Consider the following 22,532-nt stretch of genomic DNA (forward strand, 5'->3'; position numbering starts at 1 on the left):
ATGAGCCGCCCGGACATTGCGCCCGCCGAGCTGGCGTCGGCACTGCGCAGCGGGGATCGCGCGGCGTTGGCCCGGGCGATCACCCTCGTCGAATCGACGCGCACCGATCACCGGCAGCGAGCGCAGGAGCTGCTGCTGGAACTGATGCCGGACGCGGGAAGCGCCATCCATGTGGGCATCACCGGTGTCCCCGGAGTCGGTAAGTCGACGACGATCGAGGCGCTGGGCATGTACCTCATCGAGGCCGGGCATCGGGTGGCGGTGCTGGCCGTCGACCCCTCCTCGACGCGGACCGGCGGGTCGATCCTCGGGGACAAGACCCGGATGGCTAAATTGGCCGTCCATCCCGACGCCTACATCCGGCCGTCCCCGACATCGGGAACCCTCGGCGGCGTCGCGCGGGCCACCCGCGAGACCATCGTGCTGCTCGAGGCTGCGGGCTTCGACGTGATCCTCGTCGAGACCGTCGGGGTGGGCCAGTCCGAGGTGACGGTGGCGGACATGGTGGACACCTTCGTGTTCCTGACCCTGGCCCGGACCGGAGATCAGTTGCAGGGGATAAAGAAGGGCGTCCTGGAACTGGCCGACATCGTGGTGGTCAACAAGGCCGACGGTCCGCACGCCGTGGAGGCACGTGCCGCCGCACGCGAGCTGACCGGTGCCTTGCGGCTGATCTATCCACGCGAAACCCTCTGGCGGCCACCGGTTCTCACCATGAGTGCGTTGACGGGCGACGGGCTGCCGCAATTATGGCAGACCGTCGAGGAGCATCGCAGGGTGCTGACCGAGGCGGGGGAGTTCGAGTCGCGCCGACGCACTCAGCAGGTGAACTGGACCTGGTCCATGGTCCGCGACACGGTTCTGGACCGGGTGTTGAGCAACCCTGAGGTCAAGCGGATCCGCGCCGATGTCGAGCGACAGGTGCGCGACGGCGAGTTGACCGCGGCGCTGGCGGCACAGCGCATCCTCGACGCCGCCGACTGAAGCGGGGCGGGAAAGGTATGGCTGGACGAGGGCCGCTTTCCGGTAAACCCCGACGTCCTCACGGTTAGGTAACAGCCCTCGATAGTTAGCCAGCCGGCGGAGTACATTGGGGCGACTGTGACCTACGCAATAGATGGCGAGCGCAACGACGCGTGCGCCGAGCAGACCGGAGGCGCCCGCGCCGGTGTCCTACCGCGCGGCGTGCGCGGTGCCGCCGATCCCAGCTTCGCGCTGGCGGTGCAGGCCTTCTCCCGACTGTTCGGTCCGCGCAGGTTCGGCGGTGGCGCGCTGACCGTGTACCTGGACGGGATGCCGGTCGTCGACGTCTGGACCGGCTGGGCGGACCGGGCGGGCAGGCGACGTTGGTCGGCCGACACCGGTGCCATGGTCTTCTCCGCAACCAAGGGTCTGGCTTCGACAGTCATCCACCGACTGGTCGACCGCGGGCTCATCGATTATGAGGCTCCGGTCGCCGAGTACTGGCCGGAATTCGGCGCCAGGGGCAAGGGTGCGATCACCGTCCGTGACGTCATGCGGCACCGGGCGGGTCTGTCACAGCTCAACGGTGTATCCAGGGCGGACCTGCTCGACCATGTCCGGATGGAGGAGCGCATCGCCGCCGCCCCGCCGGGGTTGTTGCGCGGTCGGCCCGCCTACCATGCCCTGACCTATGGCTGGCTGGTCTCGGGCTTGGCCCGCTCGGTCACCGGGCTCGGCATGCGTGAGCTCTTCCGGACCGAGCTGGCCCATCCGCTCGACGTCGACGGTATCCATCTGGGTCGACCGCCGGCCTCGGCGCCGACCCAACCCGCGCAGATCATCGGTCCGCAGCGGCATCTGCAGAACCCGATCATCAATCTGCTCACCCCGCGACTGGCGGCGCTGCCGGTCTCGGGTGGCCTCGGTGCGCTCTACTTTCCCGGCATGAAGTCCGTGGTGCAGGGGGACACCCCGCTGCTGGACAGCGAGATGGCATCGGCCAACGGAGTGTCGACCGCCCGCGGTCTGGCACGGGTGTACGGCGCGATCGCCAACGGCGGCCAGATCGACGGCAGCCGCTTCCTGTCGGATTCGGTGGTTGCGGGTCTGACCGGTCCGCGCAGCCTGCATCCCGACGGCTCATTGGGTATGCCGATGTCCTTTCACCTCGGCTATCACGGATTGCCGCTGCCAGGTGTGCTCCCCGGCTTCGGTCACGTCGGTCTGGGCGGCTCGCTGGGCTGGGCCGACCCGTCCGCAGGCCTGGCGTTCGGTTATGTGCACAACCGGCTGCTGACTCCGCTGGTTGTCGCCGATCAGGCCGGGTTCGTCGCGATGGCGGCGCTCATCCGCCGGGGCGCTGCGCGTGCCAGGCAACGCGGATTCAGCGCTGTTCCGCAATTCGGTGCGGGATCGGCAGGGCGGACCGCGGCGGCTGTCTGATCGCGTCATCCGGTCCTGGTTTCGGTAGCCCGAAGTTTTGCTTACCGCAGCGATCATCACGCGATACCGCGGGTAACACGATATTGCTGGTGACCTCGGCAGTTGGCTGGATGAATGGATATACGGCGCGCTGCAAGGGGATTTTGCCGCCGTTGCGGACCCGGGCCGGCCCCATTCTGAGCCCGTGGATTCCGTTACCCGGTCAAAGATTGCCAACGTCTCTGGCGAACTACTCAGGGTGCGCGTCGCTGCGCCCTCGTCATGCGACGTTGCCCGTACCAGTGTGGTCATTGTTGCACCTGTTTACTCAGCTAGTGCATGTTGAGCGGGCTGTTCTCCTCCTCGGTCGGCAGGTCCCTCGCGGTTTCGACAGACCTCCTGACGTACTGGCTGCGCGGTGCAAAATGTTTGCTGGCGAATCCTGTGGCTAATCCATCGCTTGACAAAGTGACTCGAATCACATTTACTTGGACGTCAATATGGAGGTCCATTCGCAGGTGGAGGGCAGGATGCGCGGTTGCTGGAATCACAAGACGTAGCTGGTGTAGCCTGCGCAACGGCGCTCTTGACGCTGTAGAGTTCGCAGTGGATTTGCTCGATTTTTAACGCCGTCGTCAACGGGGACGACTACGCTCCGACTTGGGAACGAGTTGCAGCGACGTCCGGAGAGGGTGAGGAAGAGTGCGCAACGGTTTGAAGCACCTGTCAGACCGGCAGCCCGGTTGATCCGGTAGCAGCCAGCGCGTCCACTCAGTCTCGTACTACCCGTTTGGAAGAGGTTTGAACTCCGTGGTTGATACACCTGTCACAACGGTCGCCGTCATCGGGATGGCGTGCCGCTTGCCTGGCGGAATCGACTCACCTGACCGTATGTGGCAGGCGTTGCTCGGCGGCGAGGACCACGTCACGGTCATCCCGGCGGACCGCTGGGATGCCGACGAATACTACGACCCCGAGCCCGGCGTGCCCGGACGATCGGTGTCCAAGTGGGGTGCCTTCCTCGACGATGTCGCCGGTTTCGACGCCGACTTCTTCGGTATCAGCGACCGTGAGGCCACCGCGGTGGACCCGCAGCATCGCCTGCTGCTGGAGACCGCGTGGGAGGCCATCGAGCACGCGGGAATCGACCCCGCCACCCTGCAGGGATCGCGCACCGGTGTGTTCATGGGTCTCACCCACGGTGACTACCAGCTGCTGGCCGCCGACGCGCACTCGATCGAGGGTCCCTACGGCTTCACGGGCAACAACTTCAGCATGGCCTCCGGTCGCATCGCCTACCACCTCGGCGTGCACGGACCGGCCTACTCGGTGGACTCCGCGTGCTCCTCGGGTCTGCTCGCCCTGCACCTCGGATGCCGCAGCCTGCACGACGGCGACAGTGACCTGGTGCTCGCCGGCGGCGTGAACCTCGTCCTGGAGCCCCGCAAGCTGTCCTCGGGATCCGCGCAGGGCATGCTGTCGCCGACCGGTCAGTGCCATGCCTTCGACGCTGCCGCCGACGGTTTCGTCCCCGGCGAGGCCACCGGCGTCGTGCTGCTCAAGCGGCTCGCCGATGCCGAACGCGACGGCGACCGCATCCTGGCGGTCGTGCGGGGCAGCGCGGTCAACCAGGACGGTCACACCGTCAACATCGCCACGCCGTCACGCGACGCCCAGGTAGAGGTGTACCGCGCAGCGCTGGAGTCCGGCGGTATCGACCCGACCACCGTCGGCATGATCGAGGCGCACGGCACCGGAACTCCGGTCGGTGACCCGATCGAGTTCTCCGGCCTGGCCGCGGTGTACGGGACCGCGGGCCCCGTCGCGCTGGGCTCGTCGAAGACCAACTTCGGCCACGCCCAGTCCGCCGCGGGCACCATCGGGATCATCAAGAGCGTGCTGGCGCTGCAGCACGCGACGGTGCCGCCGAACGCCAACTTCAACCGGCTGCCCGACGAGCTCGCCAAGATCAAGACCGATCTCTTCGTCCCCGCCGAGGTGACGCCGTGGCCGGTCACCGATCAACCGCGCCGCGCCGCGGTCTCGGCATACGGACTGTCCGGCACCAACGTCCACGCCGTGCTCGAAGAGGCACCTGCCGTGCCGCCCGTCACCACCGACAACGACTCGACCGGCCACATCTTCGCACTGTCCTCGACCTCTGCCGAGGAACTGCGTCGCACCGCCGGCCGCCTTGCCGACTGGGTCACCGCCCAGGGTGAGGGCCTCAACCTGCACGACCTCGCTTACACGCTGGCTCGGCGCCGTGCGCACCGGCCGGTGCGCACCACGGTGCTCGCCGATGATCGCGCCGGCCTGATCGCCGCACTGCGCGAGGTCGCCGACGGCGAGACGCCGTATCAGCGGGCCGTCGGCGACGGTGAACGCGGTCCGGTGTGGGTGTTCTCCGGCCAGGGCTCGCAGTGGGCCCGCATGGGTGCCGGACTGCTCGACGGTGAACCGGCCTTCGCCGCCGCGATTGCCGAACTCGAGCCGCTGATTGCTGCGGAATCCGGTTTCTCGGTGACCGAGGAACTGACATCCGCGCAGACCGTCACCGGTATCGACAAGGTGCAACCGACCGTGTTCGCGGTCCAGGTGGGCCTGGCCGCCACCCTGAAGTCCTACGGTGTGACTCCCGGGGCGGTGATCGGCCATTCGATGGGTGAAGTCGCCGCATCGGTGGTCTCCGGTGTGCTGACCCTCACCGACGGTGTCAAGGTGATCTGCCGTCGCTCCAAGCTGATGGCCACCATCGCCGGGTCCGGTGCGATGGCCTCGGTCGAACTGCCCGCCCAGCAGGTGCTCTCCGAGCTCGCGGCGCGCGGTATCAACGATGTCGTGCTGTCGGTGGTTGCCTCGCCACGCTCGACCGTGGTCGGTGGCGCCAAGGAGTCGGTGCGCGAGCTGATCGCAGAATGGGAGAGCCGCGATGTGATGGCCCGCGAGGTCGCCGTCGACGTGGCCTCGCACTCACCGCAGGTCGATCCGATCCTCGACGATCTCGCCGACGCGCTGGAGGACCTCGACCCGTCCGAGCCGGAGGTCGACTACTACTCGGCGACCCTGTACGACCCGCGTGACATCGCCGATTTCGACGCCGACTACTGGGTCGACAACCTGCGCCATGCGGTCCGGTTCGCCGCGGCCGTGCAGGCGGCGCTGGAGGACGGGTATCGCGTCTTCACCGAGTTGTCACCGCACCCGCTGCTCACCCATGCGGTCGACCAGACCGCCAGCAGCCTGGACATCGCGCACGCGGCGCTGGCCAGTGTGCGGCGCGAGCAGGAGCTGCCGCACGGTGTGCGGGCCGTGCTCGCCGATCTGCACAATGCCGGTGCGCGGGTCGACTTCTCTGTGCTCTACCCGACCGGCAACCTCGTCGACGCCCCATTGCCGACGTGGACCCATCGCGAGCTGATCCTCGTGCGCGACCCGCTCGAACTCGCCCCCGGTGGCGCCACGCTAGCCGTGCACCCGCTGCTCGGCGCGCACGTCCGGCTGCCCGAGGAGCCCGAACGGCATGCCTGGCAGGCCGATGTGGGCACCGAGATCCAGCCGTGGCTCGGCGACCACCAGGTGCACAACGTGGCGGCACTGCCCGGTGCGGCCTACTGCGAGATGGCGCTGGCCGCCGCCCGCAACATCCTCGGCGACGAGTCCGAGGTGCGCGATATCAGCTTCGACCAACTGCTGCTCCTTCAGGAGAGCACCGAAGTGACCGCCGCCGCGACCGTGACCGGCGAGGGATCGGCCGATTTCGCGGTCGAGACCTACCTCGAGGGCGAGCAGGTCAAGCGGGCCTCGGCCACGTTGGGCAGCGCCGCCGCCGACAGCGCTCCCGCCGCGGTCGACATCGAAGGCGCGCTGGCCGCCCACACCGTGCGCATCGACGGTGCCGAGATGCGTGCCTGGTACAACCAGCGCGGTATCCAGTACGGGCCCGCGTTCGCCGGGCTGGTCGCCGTCTACGTCAACGACGGATCCGACGTGCAGTCCGACTCGGTGCTCGCCGAGGTGGCGCTCCCGGGTTCGATCCGGTCCCAGCAGGGCGCCTACGGGGTCCACCCGGCGCTGCTGGACGCCTGCTTCCAGGCGGTCGGCGCACACCCCGCGCTGCGCAGCGATACCACCGGCACCCTGATGCTCCCGCTGGGAGTGCGCCGGATGCGCGCATTCGGGTCCACCCGTAACGCGCACTACTGCCACGCCAGGATCATTAACATCACCGTCAATGCCGTCGAGGTCGACCTCGACCTGCTCGACGAGTCGGGCAGCGTCCTGCTGGCCGTCGGCGGGCTGCGGCTGGGTACCGGGGTTTCCGACAGCGGACAGCGTGAGCGCACCCTCAACGACCGGTTGCTCACCATCGAATGGCGTCAGCAGGAACTGCCCGAGGTCGACTACCACGGCGGTGGTCGGTGGTTGCTGATCAGCACCTCCGATGCGGCCGACCTGCTGGCCACCAGGCTGGCCGACGCGCTCAAGGCCCACGAGGTCGACGTCACCACCATGGTGTGGCCGCAGCATTCCGATCACGACACCCATGCCGCCCGCCTGCGGGAGCAGCTCGAGGCGCAGTCGTTCGGCCACGTTCTGGTGGTGACCCCGCCGCGGCACGGGGTGGCCGACGAGCAGTCCGGTGTCCGAGGCGCCGACAACGTCCGGCACCTGGTCAAGATCGTCCGTGAGCTCCCGGAGACACCGGGCGAGGCGCCGCGGCTGCACGTGCTGACCCGCAACGCCCAGACGGTGTCGGGTGAGGATTCGGCGAACCTGGACGAGGCCGGTCTGCGCGGGCTCATCCGCGTGATCGGTACCGAGTACCCGCAGCTCAAGACCGCGCAGATCGACGTCGACGACTACACCGACGCCACCCATATCGCGGCACAGCTGCTGTCCGGTTCCGACGAGGACGAGACGGCCTGGCGCGGCAGCGAGTGGTACGTGGCGCGCCTGGTGCCCGGCGCACTGCGACCGGAGGACCGGCGCACGACCGTCGTCAATCCGGCCCGGGACGGGATGCGTCTGCAGATCCGCACACCGGGGGATATCCAGTCCCTCGAGTTGGCGGCCTTCGAACGGGTTGCCCCGGGACCCGGCCAGATCGAGGTCTCGGTCACCGCGTCGAACCTGAACTTCGCCGATGTCCTGGTGGCCTTCGGGCGTTACCCGTCCTTCGAGGGCCGGCTGCCCAAACTGGGCGCCGATTTCGCCGGTGTCGTCACCGCCGTCGGGCCGGGGGTGACCGGGCACAAGGTCGGTGACCGCGTGGGCGGTATCTCCGCCGACGGCGCCTGGGCCACCTTCGTGACCTGCGATGCCAACCTGGCCGTCACACTGCCGCCGGGACTGCCCACCAACCGTGCCGCCGCCGTGCCCAGTGCACACGCGACGGCCTGGTACAGCCTGCACGACCTGGCCCGTATCAGTGCCGGGGACAAGGTGTTGATCCACTCCGCCACGGGTGGCGTCGGCCAGGCGGCCGTCGCCATCGCGCGGGCCGCGGGCGCGGAGATCTTCGCCACCGCGGGCAGTGAGGCCCGCCGCGAACTGCTGCGGGGCATGGGCATCGAGCATGTCTACGACTCGCGCAGCACCGCCTTCGCCGACCAGATCCGCGCGGACACGGACGGCTACGGGGTCGACATCGTGCTCAACTCGCTGACCGGGGCCGCCCAGAAGGCCGGGCTGGAACTGCTGTCGTTCGGCGGGCGGTTCGTCGAGATCGGCAAGCGTGATATCTACGGCGACACCCGGATGGGACTGTTCCCGTTCCGTCGCAACCTGTCCTTCTACGCCGTCGACCTGGCGCTGTTGTCGCTGACCGACTCCGACACGCTGCGTCGCCTGCTGGAGGTCTGCTACCAGCAGATCGCCGATGGAGTGCTGCCGCTGCCGGAAACCACCCACTATCCGCTGCAGGACGGTGCCACGGCCATCCGTGTCATGGGTGCCGCCGAGCACACCGGCAAGCTTGTCCTGGACATTCCGCACGGGGGTCAGATCGACGCCGTGGTGCCGCCTGGGGAGTTCCGGGTGTTCCGCTCCGATTCGGCGTACATCGTGACCGGCGGCCTCACCGGTCTCGGACTTTTCCTCGCCGAGAAGTTGGCCGAGTCCGGCGCGGGACGCATCGTGCTCAACGGCCGGTCCGCACCGTCGGAGGCGGCCACCGAAGTCATCGACCGCATCCGCCGCGGCGGGACCGAGGTCGAGGTGCAGCGCGGGGACATCGCCGACCCGGCGACCGCCGACCGGCTGGTCGAGGCGGCATGTGCCACGGGCCTGCCGCTACGCGGCGTGCTGCACGGCGCTGCGGTCATCGAGGACGCGGTGTTGGCCAACATCACCGACGAACTCATCGAACGTGATTGGGCACCAAAGGTTTACGGTGCCCTGAACCTGCACCGTGCAACCGCCAAGCAGACCCTGGACTGGTTCTGCGTCTTCTCGTCGGCGGCCGCGTTGGTCGGTTCGCCCGGCCAGGGCGCCTATGCCGCGGCCAACAGTTGGCTCGATGCGTTCACCCACTGGCGTCGCGGTCAGGGTCTGCCCGCGACATCGATCGCTTGGGGGCCTTGGAAGCAGATCGGTGCGGGTACCGCGCTGGCCGATTCCGGCGAGGCCGGGATCGAACCGGACGAAGGCGCCTACGCGTTCGAGACGCTACTTCGCCACGACAGGCCTTACAGTGGATATGCACCCGTGGTCGGCACCCCGTGGCTGGCGGCGTTCGCGCAGAGCAGCAAGTTCGCCGAAGCGTTCCAGTCGTCGGGTCAGCGCAGCACCGGCAGCGCCTTCCTCGCGGAGCTGCACGAACTGCCGCGTGACGAGTGGCCGGCCCGGATGCGTCGCATGATCTCCGAGCAGATCAGCCTGATCTTGCGGCGGTCGGTGGATCCCGACCGACCGCTTGCGGAGTACGGGTTGGACTCGCTGGGCACGCTCGAAGTACGAACCCGCATCGAGGCGGAGACAGGTATACGTATCGGATCGACAGATATTTCGACCATTCGGGTGCTCGCCGACCGTCTGTGTGACGTTCTTGCCCCCGAAGAAATGTCGGTTCCGTCATGATCGAAGGTCGTGCAACGTCGCTCGAACCCCGATCCGACGTCGTCGAAGCAGGAGACAGATTGTGGTAGCGATGAAACCGATCCATGACTGGGTCGGCGAACCAGGTGCCGTGATTTCCTGGCACCCCTCACGGTCGACCCTGGCCAAGGTCAAGGACGCTCCGGTCAGCGATGTCCCGGTCAGCTACCAGCAGGCACAGCACCTGCTGGCCTACCGCAAACATTCCGCCGCGGGCACCGATATGGCCAGGCTGAACATCCCGTCCTGGGATATCCCCGGACGCTGTGACGTCCGTGCCATGACCCATGTCATCAACGCGTACCTGCGCAGGCATGACACGTTCCACAGCTGGTTCGAGTACCTCCCCGGACAGGACGGCACCTCGGGTGAGATCGTGCGCCATACGCTCACCAATCCGCGCGATATCAAGTTCGTCGCCACCGAGCAGGGGGAGATGACCGCCCAGCAGTGGCGCGACCACATCCTGGCCACGGCCAGCCCGTGGGAATGGGACTGCTTCCACGTGGGCGTGATCCAGCGGGCCGACCACTTCACGGTGTACATCAGCGTCGACCATGTGCACACCGACGCCATGTTCATGGGTCTGGCCTTCGTGGAGATCCACATGATGTACAACGCCCTCGTCGAGGGCGCCGCGCCGCTCAAGCTGCCCGAACCGGGTAGCTACGACACCTACTGCCGCGAACAGCACGAGTACGTCTCGACGCTGACCACGGACTCTCCGGAGGTGGCGGGCTGGATCGACTTCCTGCAGAGCAGCGGCGGCTCGTTGCCGACGTTCCCGCTGCCGTTGGGTGACCCCTCGGTCGCCTACACCGGCGATGTCATCACCCTGAAACTGTTGGACAAGGATCAGGGTGACCGGTTCGAGGCCATCTGCATTGCGGCAGGCGCCCGCTTCAGCGGCGGGGTGTTCGCCTGCGGTGCGATCGCGCATGCCGCGCTGACCGGTGACGACGTCTACCGCGTCATCACCCCGACCACGACCCGGCGCACACCCGCGGAGTTCATGACCACCGGGTGGTTCACCGGCCTGGTGCCCATCACGGTGCCGGTGGACATCGAGACCTTCGGTAACACCGCCCGCGCCGCGCAGGAGTCGTTCGACGGTGGGCTCGACCTGGCCCATGTGCCGGTCGAGCGGGTGCTGGAGCTGGGTGCGGAATCGCACGGATTGCGCGCACCCAACGGTGGTGTGCCGATGCTGTCCTACCTTGATGTCGGCCTGCTCTCGCCCGGTGTGATCGCCGAGTGGCAGCGGCTCAACGGCACCATCTGGAGCGATTCGCGCGCCGCCTATCAGGTGGGGATGTGGGTCAACCGGGTCGAGCACGAGACCACGGTGACCGCCGCGTTCCCGGCCAATCCGATCGCGCGCGAATCGGTGATGCGCTATCTGGAGGCGATGAAGGCCGTGTACGTCAGCGTCGTCGAAGGCCGCGATCTCGCGGTGCTGCCGATCGGTGCCGACGCCGCGGGCCTGAATCTCAAGACGGCCTGATCGCCCTGTTCGCATCGGAGGTGTCGACGCGATGAGTCGTGCCGCCACACGGCCGGCGCAGCGGGACGACCGGATCGACTTCACCGATCAGGCGATGTTCCTCGGCCTGCGTGCCACCGGCCAGGAAGCCGTCATGCAGATCGTGTGGATCTACGAGCGTCCCGTCGACCTCGACGCCATCCGCGGGTTCCACGAACACATCGGGTACGGACTGCTCGGCAGGCGGATCGAACGGTCCGCGCTGCCTTTCGGTCGGCACCGCTGGGTATCGGCGCTGGGCCCGCAGTCCGAGCTCGATTTCGCGGCACCGCGTCCGCGCGCCGAGCTCGGTCGCTGGATCGACGAGCGGTCGACCATGCCACTGGACCCGGAGTACGGACCCGCCTGGCATGTCGGTGTGCTGCCCATGACCGACGGGTCGACGGCGGTCGGCATCGTCATCTCGCACTGTGTCAGCGATGGTGGCGGCGCGCTGGCGGCAATGGTGAACGCCATTCATCGTCGACGCCTCGATTTCGGCTACCCGCCACCGAAGTCGCGCACCAGGGGCCGGGCCGTGCGCGCCGATCTGCGCGATACCGTCCGCGGACTTCCCGAGGTGGGCCGCACGCTGGTCGAGGCTGCCCGCCAGGCGCTGCGTCGGCGTGACGAACTGACCGCCTCCGGTGCCACCAAACCTGCGGTGAGCGGCCCCGATCACCAGGTCTTCACCCCCTCGGCGACGGTCCGCGTCCCGCTGGCCGATTGGGACCGGCGCGCCGGTGAACTCGGTGGCAACGGTCATTCGCTGGTCGCCGGGTTCGTCGCCAAGCTCGCCGAACAGATCGGCCGGGTGGGGCCCGACGGCATGGTGACCCTCAACATCCCGCAGGGTGACCGCAGGCCCGGCGACGACGACACCCGGGCCAATGCGGTGATCCTGGTCAATCTGGCCATCGACCCGGCCAAGGTCACCGTCGACCTCGCCGACGCGCGCGCGGCCCTACGGGAGGGCCTGCGGGCTGCCCGCGAGGTACCCAACGACGATCTCAAGCTGCTTCCGCTCACCCCGTTCATCCCGAAACGGGTGGTGCGCACGATGGCCGACGTGGCCTTCGGCTTCTCCACCGAACTCCCGGTGTCGTGCTCGAACATGGGTGACGTGCCCCCGGACCTGCCCAACATCGACGGCACCCCGGCCGATGTGGTGTTCCTGCGCGGTATCGACCGAGTGGCCACCCGGCATGCCTTGGAGCAGCGATGCGGGCTGCTCACCGTGGTGGCAGGCCGGATCAACGGTGCCGAGGTGTTGACGTTCGCCGCATATGCGCCGGGCGCGGAGAACACCACCGCCTGGTTACAGGCCGAATTGGACAAGACGCTGGCCGCCTTCGAGCTGTCGGGTGTGATCGAGTAAAGAGGGGACAGTCTGTGGAGTTCACCAACGGCGACGCCGTGGGCAATCGGCTGACGCTGTGGGACGAGGCGATGGTGCGCGCCAACCGGGCGACCGGCCGGGTGCAGATGATCCAGGTGGTCTGGGTCTACGAGCACCCGGTGAACATGGATCAGGTGCGCCGCTTCCACCGCAACTTCGGCTACGGGATGGCGGGCCGCCGGGTCGAGCGATCCCCATTGCCGTTCGGCAGATACCGGTGGGTTGCGGCCCTTGGACCGGCCGCACCGCTGCACGTCAACACCGATCCGCTACCGCGCGCGGAGATCGGCGACTGGGCCGACCGGTGGGCCCAGGTCACGGTCGATCCGGAGGACGGACCGGGTTGGCAGATGGCCGTGCAGTCCTTCACCGACGGCGTGACCGCCATCTCGGTGGTGGGCTCGCACTGCCTCGGCGACGGGGTGGCCGCGCTGCTGGCCGTCGGTACGGCGGTGGCCGGTGCCAACATCGATATCGGCTATCCGCCGCCACTGTCTCGGCGGACCGGCCGCGCGATCGTCGAGGACCTGCGCGAGACCGTCCGCGAACTCCCGACGATCGCGCGCGCCGCGCGCAAGGCGGTCAAGGTGCTGCGTGCCGGCGCGCAAGAGGCAGGGCCCAAGGTCGCCCCCGCTCGCCGGGCGATCGCCGATCCGCACGAGCGCGTCATCGTGCCCGCCATCACGGCCTACGTCGATCTGGCGGAGTGGGACGCCAAGGCCGAGTCCCTCGGCGGCAATGGCTATTCGATGCTGGCCGCGATCTGCGCCAAACTCGGCGAGCGGATGGGCAGGCGAAACCCGGACGGCAACATCTCGCTGCTGATCGCCATCAGCGACCGCACCGCCCAGACCGACGTCCGGGCCAACGCGATGTCGTTGGTCAACGCCAAGATCGATCCGACGGATCTGACCAAGGACCTCAGCGTCACGCGCGCCACGCTGCGCAACGCCCTGAAGTCCGCCAAGGACCAGCCCGACGAGATCCTCGAGCTGATGCCGCTGACGCCGCTGGTTCCCAAGCGTCTGGTCAAGAAGGTCGCCGACATCATGATCGCCTCCGACGACAAGCCGGTGGTGTGTTCCAACATGGGCGATCTGCCCTCGATGCTGGCGAGCGTCGACGGCACCGAGGCCGAGTACACGTCGTTCTTCGGTATCGACCAGGCCACCCCGCGCGGCGAGCTGGAAAACGGCGACGGTCAGCTGGTCGTCGTGTCCGGTCGACTCAATGGCAAGGTCATCATCGGCATCGTCGCCTATGAGGCCGGGGCGGAGAACTCGAAGTCCCGGTTGCGCACGCTCACGACCGAGGCGCTCGCTGAATTCGACCTCACCGGCGTGTTCGTTTAATACTGCTTACCGATTGAGCTGGTTCTCGAAAGAGAATTGCCGAGAAAGGCATCACCGTGTCCGACACCAACCTCATCGGCGTGCTACGCGAACGTGCGAGCCTGCAGCCTGAGGACATCGCGTACACCTTCATGGATTACGACCATGAGTGGGATGGCGTGGCCACCACCCTGACGTGGTCTCAGCTGTACCGCAGGGTCCGCAACCTGGCCTCCGAGATGCGCCAGATCGGACAGCTCGGTGATCGCGCCGTCATCCTGGCGCCGCAGAGCCTGGAATACGTGATCGGTTTCCTGGCCTCGTTGGAGGCGGGCATCATCGCGGTGCCGCTGTCGGTGCCGATGGTCGGCCAGCACGACGAGCGGGTGTCCGCCGTGATCAAGGACTCCGCGCCCACGATCATCCTGACCACCTCGTCGGTGGCCGGAGCCGTCGCGGAGTACGCCAAAACCGATGACGGGGCCGCCGCAGCGACCGTCATCGAGGTCGACACCCTGGATCTGGAGGCCCGGCGCAAATCGCTGTCCAGCCGCGAGCAGAAGCCCGAGACCGCGTACCTGCAGTACACATCCGGCTCGACGCGTACCCCGGCCGGGGTGATGGTCACCAATCGCAACCTCACCTCGAACTTCGAGCAGATGATGTGTGCGTTCTTCCCGCACTTCGGCAAGGTGCCGCCCCCGGGCGCCCACGTGGTCTCGTGGTTGCCCTTCTATCACGACATGGGACTGCTGCTCGGCATCGTCGCCCCTGTCCTGGGTGGGTGGAGCACCGTCTTCACCACGCCGCTGTCATTCCTGGCCCGGCCGGCGCGCTGGATCCAGCTGATGGGCAGTTACCCGCGCGTCGTCACCGGCGGACCGAACTTCGCGTTCGAGCTGGCGGCCGGGCGGACCACCGATGAGGATCTCGAGGGTATCGACCTCGGTGATGTGATCGCCGTCTACAGCGGCGCCGAGCGCGTGCACGAGGCCACCCTGAAGCGGTTCTCGCAGCGGTTCGCCAAATTCAACTTCGACGAGGGCGTCATCCGGCCCTCGTACGGTCTGGCCGAGGCGACGTTGTTCGTCGGCACCGGGGTGCCAGGCCCGCCGAGCGTGGTGGCCTTCGACCCGGAGAAGCTCTCCGCCGGGGTTGCCGAGCGCACCACCGATGGCAGCGGGACGAAGCTCGTCGGCTACGGCCGCCCGGAGGATCCGGTGGTCCGCATCGTCGATGCGGAGACGCTGGTCGAGGTGCCTGCCGGCGGTATCGGCGAGATCTGGTCCTACGGTGAGAACAACTGCCTCGGCTACTGGGAGAAGCCCGAACAGACCGCGCACACCTTCGGCGGGACGATCACCAACCCGTCCGAGGGCACTCCTGAGGGACCCTGGTTGCGGACCGGTGACCTCGGTTTCCTCTCCGATGGAGAGCTTTTCATCATCGGCCGGATCAAGGACCTGCTGATCGTGCGGGGCAGCAACCACTATCCCGACGATATCGAGGCCACCATCCAGGAGATCACCGGCGGCCGGGTGGCGGCGATCGCGGTCGACGGGGACCGCAGCGAAGAGCTCGTCGCGATCATCGAGGTCAAGAAGCGCGGTGACTCCGAGGCCGAGGTGGAGGAGAACCTCCTCAACATCAAGCGCGCCGTGGCATCGGCGGTATCGCAGACGCACGGTATCGCCGCGGCCGATCTGGTGCTGGTGCCGCGCGGGGCCATCCCGATCACCACCAGCGGCAAGATCCGCCGCCAATCCTGTGTGCAGAAGTACCGTGACGGCGAGTTCGCGCGCCTCGACGAAAACCTGCAAACGGTGTGACCGATGGGTGACAACACCCTGGCCTATATCGACCAGGCCTCGTTCCTGGGGCTGCGTGCCCTCGGCCGCGGCCCGATCGTCCAGACGGTCTGGGTGTACGACCGGCCGGTCGACATCGACGGTCTGCGGCGGTTGCGCCGCGAACTGGGCCACGGTCTGCTGGGCAGGCGCATCGAACGATCGGTCCTGCCGTTCGGCAGACACCGTTGGGTGTCCGATACCAGCGCCCCGACGCTGGACCTATCGGTGCAGGAGATATCCCGTAGTCAGGTGGGGGACTGGGCCAACAGCCGGCTGGCCGTGCCCATCGATCCCGAACGCGGCCCAGGGTGGCGGTTGGCGGTCCAGCCGTTGTCCGATGGTGGTGGCGCGGTCAGTCTGACCGCCTCGCATTCCCTCGTCGACGGGCTCGGGTTCATCGCCGCCGTCACCGATGCCGTCAACGGGGTGCGGCACGATCTGGGTTACCCACCGCCCGGATCCCGGCCGCGCCGAAGGGCATTGGCGCAGGATGCCCGGCAGACGTTGGCCGCGATACCGGAGATGGCCGCCGCGGTGGTGGCCTCGGCCCGGGTCGCCAGGGCAGAGCGCGCGGATCTGACGACGTCGATCAAGGCGGCCGGGGACGTGCCGTCCGGTGACGACGTGCCGATGGTCCCGCCGTCGGTGATCACCTTCGTCGATATCGATCAGTGGGATGCTTGCGCGAAACGGCTTGGCGGCAGCAGCAATTCGCTGTTCGCCGGACTCGCCACCCGCATCGGCGCCCGGCTGGGCCGGTTGAACCCGGATGGCCGGGCGAACCTGTCCTGGCCGGTGAGCGAGCGCACCACCGGTGACACCAGAGCCAATGCGCTGGTGTCGGTGTCGATGACGGCCGACCCGGACCAGGTGCTCGGCGACCTCGGCGGGGTCCGTGCCGCCATGCGGCAGGCACTGGCCGAGTCGGAGCAGACCTCGGTCAAACTGACCGGGCCACTGCCACTCACCCCGTTCACCCCCAAGATCGTCCTGCGCCGGCTGGAGGGCATGGTGCTCGCGGTCAACGATCCGATCGGTTGCTCGAATCTCGGTGAGCCCGAGGATGCCTTCAGCCGGCCCGACGGCACCGCCGCGGACTACGTGTTGATGCGTGGTGTCGAGCCCAACGTCACCAGCAGGGAGCTCAACCGGATCGGCGGACAGCTCGTGTTGGGCGGGATTCGCGCCAGGGGACGGTTCGGCGTCTCGGTGACGGCGTGGTCGGTTCGCGGACCCAACTCGAAAGCTGCGCTGCGCGAACTTGTCTCGGCGGCCTACGCCGACTTCGGACTCGCCGGGCTCACCGAGCTGTAGCCGGTTGGGCGGTCACAGGCCGGTGATGCCGAGCCCGATCAGGATGACACCGACGACGGCGACGAAAATGCCCGCCTGCTTGCGGGTTCGGCTGCGGACCCAGGCGTTCATCTGCTGCACCCAGGTCCGGGTCTTCTCGGGCGCCACGATGAAGCTCAGCATCGGCACCGTCGCGGCCCAGCCGGCCAGCAGAAGGAAGGTCAGCAGCGCCAATCCCTGTTCCAGCGGCGGGGTTTGGGACGCGATGATGATGGCGAGCAGCGCGAAATAGTCGATGCTCGGCATCGCCGTCGCGGCACCGATGGAGGCGGCGAACACCGGTGACTCACTCTTGAGGAACTGACGGATCCGGGCGAAGAACCGCGTGCGTCGCCGCGGCGGTGTGGTTTCGGCGACCAGGTCTGCGACGTGCTCCTCGTGGTCGGCACCATCGGTGCCGGTACCGCGGGTGCCTGTCCCGTCGGTCGCGTCGCCGCCACCGGCGGGGATCTTGTCCTTGGGTCGGAACCGGTCCAGCGGGATCTTCGAGGCCAGCAAGGCGCCGAGCAGTATCAGCACCGCGCCGAAGGCGATCTGCAGCGGGGCCGGGTGAATATTGCTGTCGCCCAAGAAACTGCGGTGAAAGACGAACAGGACGGTGAGTCCGACGCTGAGGCTGATGGTCAGCCCCGTGCACTGGAAGACGATCAGGTGCCGAATGGGATGGCGTCTGGTCAGCAGCAGTGCGATCAACCCGAGGCGTGTGGGTTCGATGCTGACGGTGAGGCCGAGCAACACGACGGTCGTCCACACGAGCGCAAACGGTACCGTTTGGGTTCATCGTGGGCAACTTGCGTCAGCTTCCGGCGCGCGCCTCCTGCTCGAGCAGGTCCGCGGCCGTGCCCACGCTCTCCGAAGCCGGACGCATCCGTCCGGCGAGCAAACGCGCGCGCTCGGCGACCCCCGGCGCCAGCACGGTGCGCAGGTCGGCGAGCAGGGAATCCCGGGTGGAGGCCGAGAAGCGTCGGTAGGCGCCGACGCCGAGACGCTCGACCTGTTTGCCCCACAACGGTTGTTCGGCAGCCACCCACAACACCAGGGTGGGTATCCCGGCGCGCAGGCCGGCCGCCGTCGTCCCGGCACCCCCGTGGTGGACGACGGCGCGGCAGGCCGGGAACACCACGGAATGGTTGACCGCGGGCACAACCTTGACCGCATCGGTCGACGCCGTCTCGTCGAACGCCGAGAAGCCCGCGCAGATCAACGCGCGCTCGCCGAGTTCTCCGCACACATCGCTGATCATCCGCACCGCGTCGGCGGGGGAGTCCAGCGGCATACTGCCGAACCCGAAATAGACCGGCGGGCTGCCGCCCGTAATCCACGACATCACCTCGTGGTCCACCCCGGTGGACTTCTGCAGGGTCAGGGAGCCGATGAGGGGACGGCGCTCACCCCATTCGGCCGCAAGGCCGGGAAAGAACACCGGATCGTAGGCCTGGATCTCCAGCGCCCCTCCGGAGACGATGCGGGTCACCGGTGAGCTGGTCGCCTGCGGCAGGCCCAGCACCGCACGCTGTCGGGCCTCGGCGGGTCGCAGCAGCTGCCAGTGCATCCAGGCTCCGGCCGAGTATCCGGCGGCGACCACGGCCTTCGGTACCCGCACCAGCTGGCTGTTGGCGCGCACCGGGAAGTAGTGCACCTCGGCCAGCGGCAGACCGCGCGCCTCGGCGATATTGCCTGCGATCTCCTGGTAGGCGGTGCCGGTGACGAGCAGATCCGCGTCGGTGGCCATCGCCAGCAGCGTCTCGCTCATCTCGTCCCAGCCGCGGGTGGCCGCCGCCCTGGCTCTGCGCAGGACGTTGAGCGGGTTGCCCAGCCGCATCCAGTCCGCCGGTCCGGCAGCGGTGAGCGCATCGGGGCGCTCGAAGACGTCGCCCTCGAGTTGCTTCTGGGAATCGGGCCCATAGCCGACGGCGGACAGCCCGACCGACTCGACGAAGTCGACCAGATTCGGTGGCACCGCCATCGGCACCTCGTGGCCCCGGCGCTGGAGCTCAAGCGCCACGGCCGCACACGGTTCGACGTCGCCGCGGGTCCCGTGGATGGTGATCGCGATCTTCATCGGTCACCGTCGTGGAGCGGCGCACCATGGCATCCGGCCGGCACGCCGACAGACTATATACTCGCCGCGTCAGGCGGCACGGGCCGCCACAATTTCAGAAGGGGCCAGATGACGAGCAGCGCGGTCAGCACGGGCCCCAGCCGCCGCTACTACGTGACATTCGGTGCCCTCCAGCTCGCATGGGCCATCGTGCTGATGTTGGTCGCGGCGAGGTTCGTCCCGGACGGCTACTGGTACTCCTACTTCTCGGTCGACTACTCACAGGGCTTCATCCGGCGCGGTCTGGCCGGCGAGATCGTCAATCTCTTCCCCGACGAGCGGTACTTCGGCGCGCTGGCGGTGCTGCGCTGGATTCCGACGGTGCTGTTCACCGTCGGTCTTGCCGCGGTCGCGTGGTTCGTCGCGGTGCGCAGTGGCCGATCGGATCGCAGGTCGTTGCTGGCGCTCCTGATTCCCGTGCTGCCCTTCGGTTTTGCTTTCGGGGTGTTCTCGGCGCGTACCGATCTGCTCGGTGCCGCGGCGCTGGCCCTGTTCGCGGTTGCCCTGGCGGTGGTCACCACCCGTCGCGCGGTGATCGTCATCTCGGCGGTGTACGGGGCGGTCACGGTGGTGTTGACGCTGATCCACGAGGCGACCGTGTTCCTGTTCGGGCTCGGCGCGATCGTCGCGCTGGTGGTGCTGGCCGCATCCCTCGGCAGCGGTGCGCTGCGGCTGTGTGCGGCGCTGGCCCTGGGGCCTGGCATCGTGACGGCGCTGGCGGTGTCGTTGCTCGGTGCCCGCGGGAAATCGGCGGCGCTGTGCGAGGTGGTGCCGCACGGCGCGATGAACCATCCGCTGGCCGGAAACCCGACTCCGGGTCAGTTGCTGCGCGGGTTCCGCTACGAGGTCGACTATCACGACTGGATGTGCCGGGCCATCCTGCCGCTGTTCGATCAGAGCTTCGGTGACGCGCTGAGCTTCGTCGCCAGTATCGGCGTGGTGGCGTTGGTGGGATCGACCATCTACGGCGTCGTAGTGCTGGCCGTGTCGATGGGTCTGATAGCCGAGGTCTCGGGCGTTTCGGTGGCGCGGTTCCGCGACGCCCTGTCGGGGCAGCGCCTCGCGATCGCCGTCGGGCTGATACTGATCCTGCCGGTGTTCCTGACCGGTGTGGACTGGATTCGCTGGTGGGTCATCATCGCCTACGATCTCGCCATCGTGTACCTGCTGTTCGCGAGTCGCCGAGCCGAGATCGATCAGGCCGCGACGTCGCGGTCGGTCAAGGTATTGACTGTGCTTGCCCTGGCACTGGCGTTGGTGCCGATCGGCATCATCCCTGGGTTCGGTGCTCCGGTTCCGATGTGAGCCGTACCGATGTGGGCCCTACCGATGTGACCCCAGGCCTCAGTGGTTGGCCTTGCTGAACCATTTCGTCTTGATGCGCCACGAATGAGCCGAGGAGATCGCGAACCCGGCGCCGCAGCCGCAGGCGAAGATCCACACCAGTACGCCGCGCTCGAGGTCCAGCGCCGCCGGCCAGATCGCGGTGGCGATGCGGATCAGGCACGCGATGATGCCGCTGGCGCAGGCGGCCAGGTAGATGTTGGCGACCCGGCGCGACCGCGGATCCTTACGCAGCACCAGCAGTGCGCGCGCACCGTAGACCAACAGGTAGATCAGCAGTCCGCAGAGCATGGTCCAGTACGCGGCCAGCCACCCGTCGGTGGGGGAGGCGAAGAAATCACGGGCATAGACGTCATGAGCACTGCTCATGGCGAACGTGGCCAGCAGCAACGGGATGCACAGGGTGGCGGGGTACTCGACGTATTGCTTGAAGGCGCGCTGCATGGAGTGGTCGTCCTGCAAACGGCCCAGCGCGTTGTAGACGATGGCCGACGCGGCGACGATGTACATGTCGTGGCCGATGAAATCCTCCAGATTCCACATCCCGGTCCACGAGTGCAGCACCCTGCCGATGGTCTCCGACGCCCACGGCGACATCAGCAGGATGGCACCGCCCTGTAGTGCGATGTTGAGGGTGGCGGCCACCTCCCAGCGGCACGACCAGGTGACGCGGCGGATCCACAGGCTCCACGCGATACACATCAGCGTGATCGCGATCAGTGCGGTGATTTCCATCGTGGTGCGCCTTTGTGGATGTAGAAAGCGGCGGTAGAAACCGGTATCGCGTGCGTGATAACGGACAACTGCCAGCAAATTCTAACCGTTAGAGGGGCGGCGCGTCGCTACGTGGGCGTAATTCGGAGATCTTTTTCGGGCGTGCGTGTTGCTGGGTGATGGTCTGCTCGCGGACCGATTCGGCGACCGCGGTGACGGTGAATGGTGTGGACTCGATGTAGTTCCACACCTCTTGCCTGCTCATCAGGCCGAATCGGATCTGCAGGTCGGGATAACTCAGCGCGAAACGGTCGGCGATGCGCCGCAGTTCCTCGGCGTCGGGGTAGCTGGCCTCTTTGATTCGGCGGTAGTAGGTGCTGCTGGAGATGTCCAATGCGTCATAGATGTCCTTGGCTTCGACATCCCCGTCCAGCAGGTAATCAAGCAGGGCTTTCAGTTGGCGGCCGTTCTCATCTGTACGGGGCACCCGTCGACAATAACCCTTTCCCATTGCTGAGGGCCAGCAACCGTTCGGCGGACATCTGGCCACTAATTGACAGGGGTGTCAGACTTTCGGGAGTGATGTCCCATTTTTGGGAATACGGCTGTAGTGTCTGTCACATGGTTGCTCCGCTGTTTCAGGACCGGGTTCTTGCCCAGGTTCTCGCCGCTGATGTTCTCGCCGCGCCGTCCGCATCAGAGTTCTCCACATCACTGCCGTCCACGCCCGATACCTCTACCGCCGGTTTCGAACTGGTCGTCGGGCAGGCGCGCGATATCGCGGCGACGCTGACGCTGACCGACTACGAGGCCGATGGTCTGCCCGCCGAATCGGATCTTCATCATGTCGGTCTGGAACTGCCGCCGGTGCTGAGCGCCGAACTCGACGGCGCGGCGGCCCACCTCGGCATCCTGAACGGCAAGATCCTGATTGCCGCCCTCGGTCGGGCGGTGGCGCGCACCATCGGGCGCGGTGTCCTGGCCGTGGACGTCGACGCGCACATCATCGCGCTGGACTGCGTGATGCCCGCGGAGCTGGATGCCACCGAGATGATCGCGCATGTCTGTTCGGCGCTGGTCGGCTCGACCGGCCGGCACCACGAGCAGCCGCTGTCCGACCTGTCCTTCCGATGTGCCGGACCCGTCTCGGCCGACGAGCCGTTGGCCGGGCACGCGCTGGAACTGCGCGCCTACCGCTGCAACGGACTGGTGCACGTCGACTTCTGGTACGACGCGCGGCGCTTCGAGGCGTACACCATCGAAGAGCTGGCCGAGCAGTTCCCGCAGGCGCTCATCGAGATCACCTCGGAAGCGATCCCGGAGGAGATCGACGCCGCCTGAGCGTTAGACTCCTTGGTCAACGACGCAGATCCGGCCATCACCGGGGAGTCTCCGGAAGAACGGGTCGGATCCTCGACGGTCCCGCCCCAGTAGA

General features: G+C 67.5%; 14 protein-coding genes. 10 read left to right on the plus strand and 4 right to left on the minus strand.

All coding sequences use genetic code 11. The features are described 5' to 3' along the window. From meaB to PGN27_RS00670, 8 genes are all read left to right on the plus strand, one after another. A complete protein-coding gene (meaB, locus tag PGN27_RS00635; RefSeq protein ID WP_335324339.1) occupies positions 1 to 984 on the plus strand; it encodes a methylmalonyl Co-A mutase-associated GTPase MeaB in 984 nt (327 codons plus the stop codon). Between the two features lie 117 nt (positions 985 to 1,101). Beyond that, positions 1,102 to 2,406, plus strand: coding sequence for an esterase/beta-lactamase LipL (lipL, locus tag PGN27_RS00640; protein WP_335324340.1), 1,305 nt, complete (start codon positions 1,102 to 1,104; stop codon positions 2,404 to 2,406). A 789-nt stretch (positions 2,407 to 3,195) separates the two neighbouring features. Then, positions 3,196 to 9,465: a sulfolipid-1 biosynthesis phthioceranic/hydroxyphthioceranic acid synthase gene (gene pks2 / locus PGN27_RS00645; protein WP_335324341.1), complete on the plus strand. Its 6,270-nt coding sequence runs from the start codon at positions 3,196 to 3,198 to the stop codon at positions 9,463 to 9,465. 61 nt (positions 9,466 to 9,526) lie between these two features. Further along, complete coding sequence (locus tag PGN27_RS00650; protein ID WP_335324342.1) at positions 9,527 to 10,987, plus strand: condensation domain-containing protein; 1,461 nt, start codon at positions 9,527 to 9,529, stop codon at positions 10,985 to 10,987. Between the two features lie 31 nt (positions 10,988 to 11,018). Further along, complete coding sequence (locus PGN27_RS00655; protein ID WP_335324343.1) at positions 11,019 to 12,383, plus strand: condensation domain-containing protein; 1,365 nt, start codon at positions 11,019 to 11,021, stop codon at positions 12,381 to 12,383. Between the two features lie 14 nt (positions 12,384 to 12,397). Beyond that, positions 12,398 to 13,756 (plus strand): WS/DGAT/MGAT family O-acyltransferase, encoded by a 1,359-nt coding sequence (locus tag PGN27_RS00660; protein ID WP_335324344.1) that lies wholly within the window; start codon positions 12,398 to 12,400, stop codon positions 13,754 to 13,756. A gap of 50 nt (positions 13,757 to 13,806) precedes the next feature. Further along, positions 13,807 to 15,564: an AMP-binding protein gene (locus PGN27_RS00665; protein WP_335325180.1), complete on the plus strand. Its 1,758-nt coding sequence runs from the start codon at positions 13,807 to 13,809 to the stop codon at positions 15,562 to 15,564. Between the two features lie 3 nt (positions 15,565 to 15,567). Further along, complete coding sequence (locus tag PGN27_RS00670; protein WP_335324345.1) at positions 15,568 to 16,899, plus strand: hypothetical protein; 1,332 nt, start codon at positions 15,568 to 15,570, stop codon at positions 16,897 to 16,899. 12 nt (positions 16,900 to 16,911) lie between these two features. Here PGN27_RS00670 and PGN27_RS00675 read toward each other — a convergent pair whose 3' ends face one another. Both PGN27_RS00675 and PGN27_RS00680 read right to left on the minus strand, forming a co-directional pair. Beyond that, positions 16,912 to 17,691: a GAP family protein gene (locus PGN27_RS00675; protein ID WP_335324346.1), complete on the minus strand. Its 780-nt coding sequence runs from the start codon at positions 17,689 to 17,691 to the stop codon at positions 16,912 to 16,914. Positions 17,692 to 17,734: 43 nt separating this feature from the next. Then, on the minus strand, positions 17,735 to 19,000 hold the full coding sequence (locus PGN27_RS00680) for a glycosyltransferase (protein ID WP_335324347.1): 1,266 nt from the start codon (positions 18,998 to 19,000) through the stop codon (positions 17,735 to 17,737). A gap of 108 nt (positions 19,001 to 19,108) precedes the next feature. On the opposite strand from PGN27_RS00680, the gene PGN27_RS00685 reads away from it, so the two are divergent. Next, positions 19,109 to 20,344, plus strand: coding sequence for an Rv1490 family membrane protein (locus PGN27_RS00685; protein WP_335324348.1), 1,236 nt, complete (start codon positions 19,109 to 19,111; stop codon positions 20,342 to 20,344). Positions 20,345 to 20,383: 39 nt separating this feature from the next. Here the strand turns inward: PGN27_RS00685 and PGN27_RS00690 are convergent, their stop codons facing one another. Together PGN27_RS00690 and PGN27_RS00695 are read right to left on the minus strand one after the other, a co-directional pair. Then, the gene (locus PGN27_RS00690) at positions 20,384 to 21,118 is read right to left on the minus strand and encodes a hypothetical protein (protein WP_335324349.1); all 735 of its coding nucleotides are present in this window, start codon (positions 21,116 to 21,118) and stop codon (positions 20,384 to 20,386) included. 88 nt (positions 21,119 to 21,206) lie between these two features. Next, a complete protein-coding gene (locus PGN27_RS00695) occupies positions 21,207 to 21,584 on the minus strand; it encodes an XRE family transcriptional regulator (protein WP_335324350.1) in 378 nt (125 codons plus the stop codon). Positions 21,585 to 21,718: 134 nt separating this feature from the next. Here PGN27_RS00695 and PGN27_RS00700 point away from each other — a divergent pair, with 134 nt between their 5' ends. Next, entirely contained in the window at positions 21,719 to 22,438 is a 720-nt protein-coding gene (locus PGN27_RS00700) for a hypothetical protein (protein WP_335324351.1), read from the plus strand. The last annotated feature ends 94 nt before the right edge of the window (positions 22,439 to 22,532 follow it).

Origin of the sequence: Mycolicibacterium neoaurum (assembly GCF_036946495.1) — a bacterium.
Lineage (GTDB): Bacteria > Actinomycetota > Actinomycetes > Mycobacteriales > Mycobacteriaceae > Mycobacterium > Mycobacterium neoaurum_B.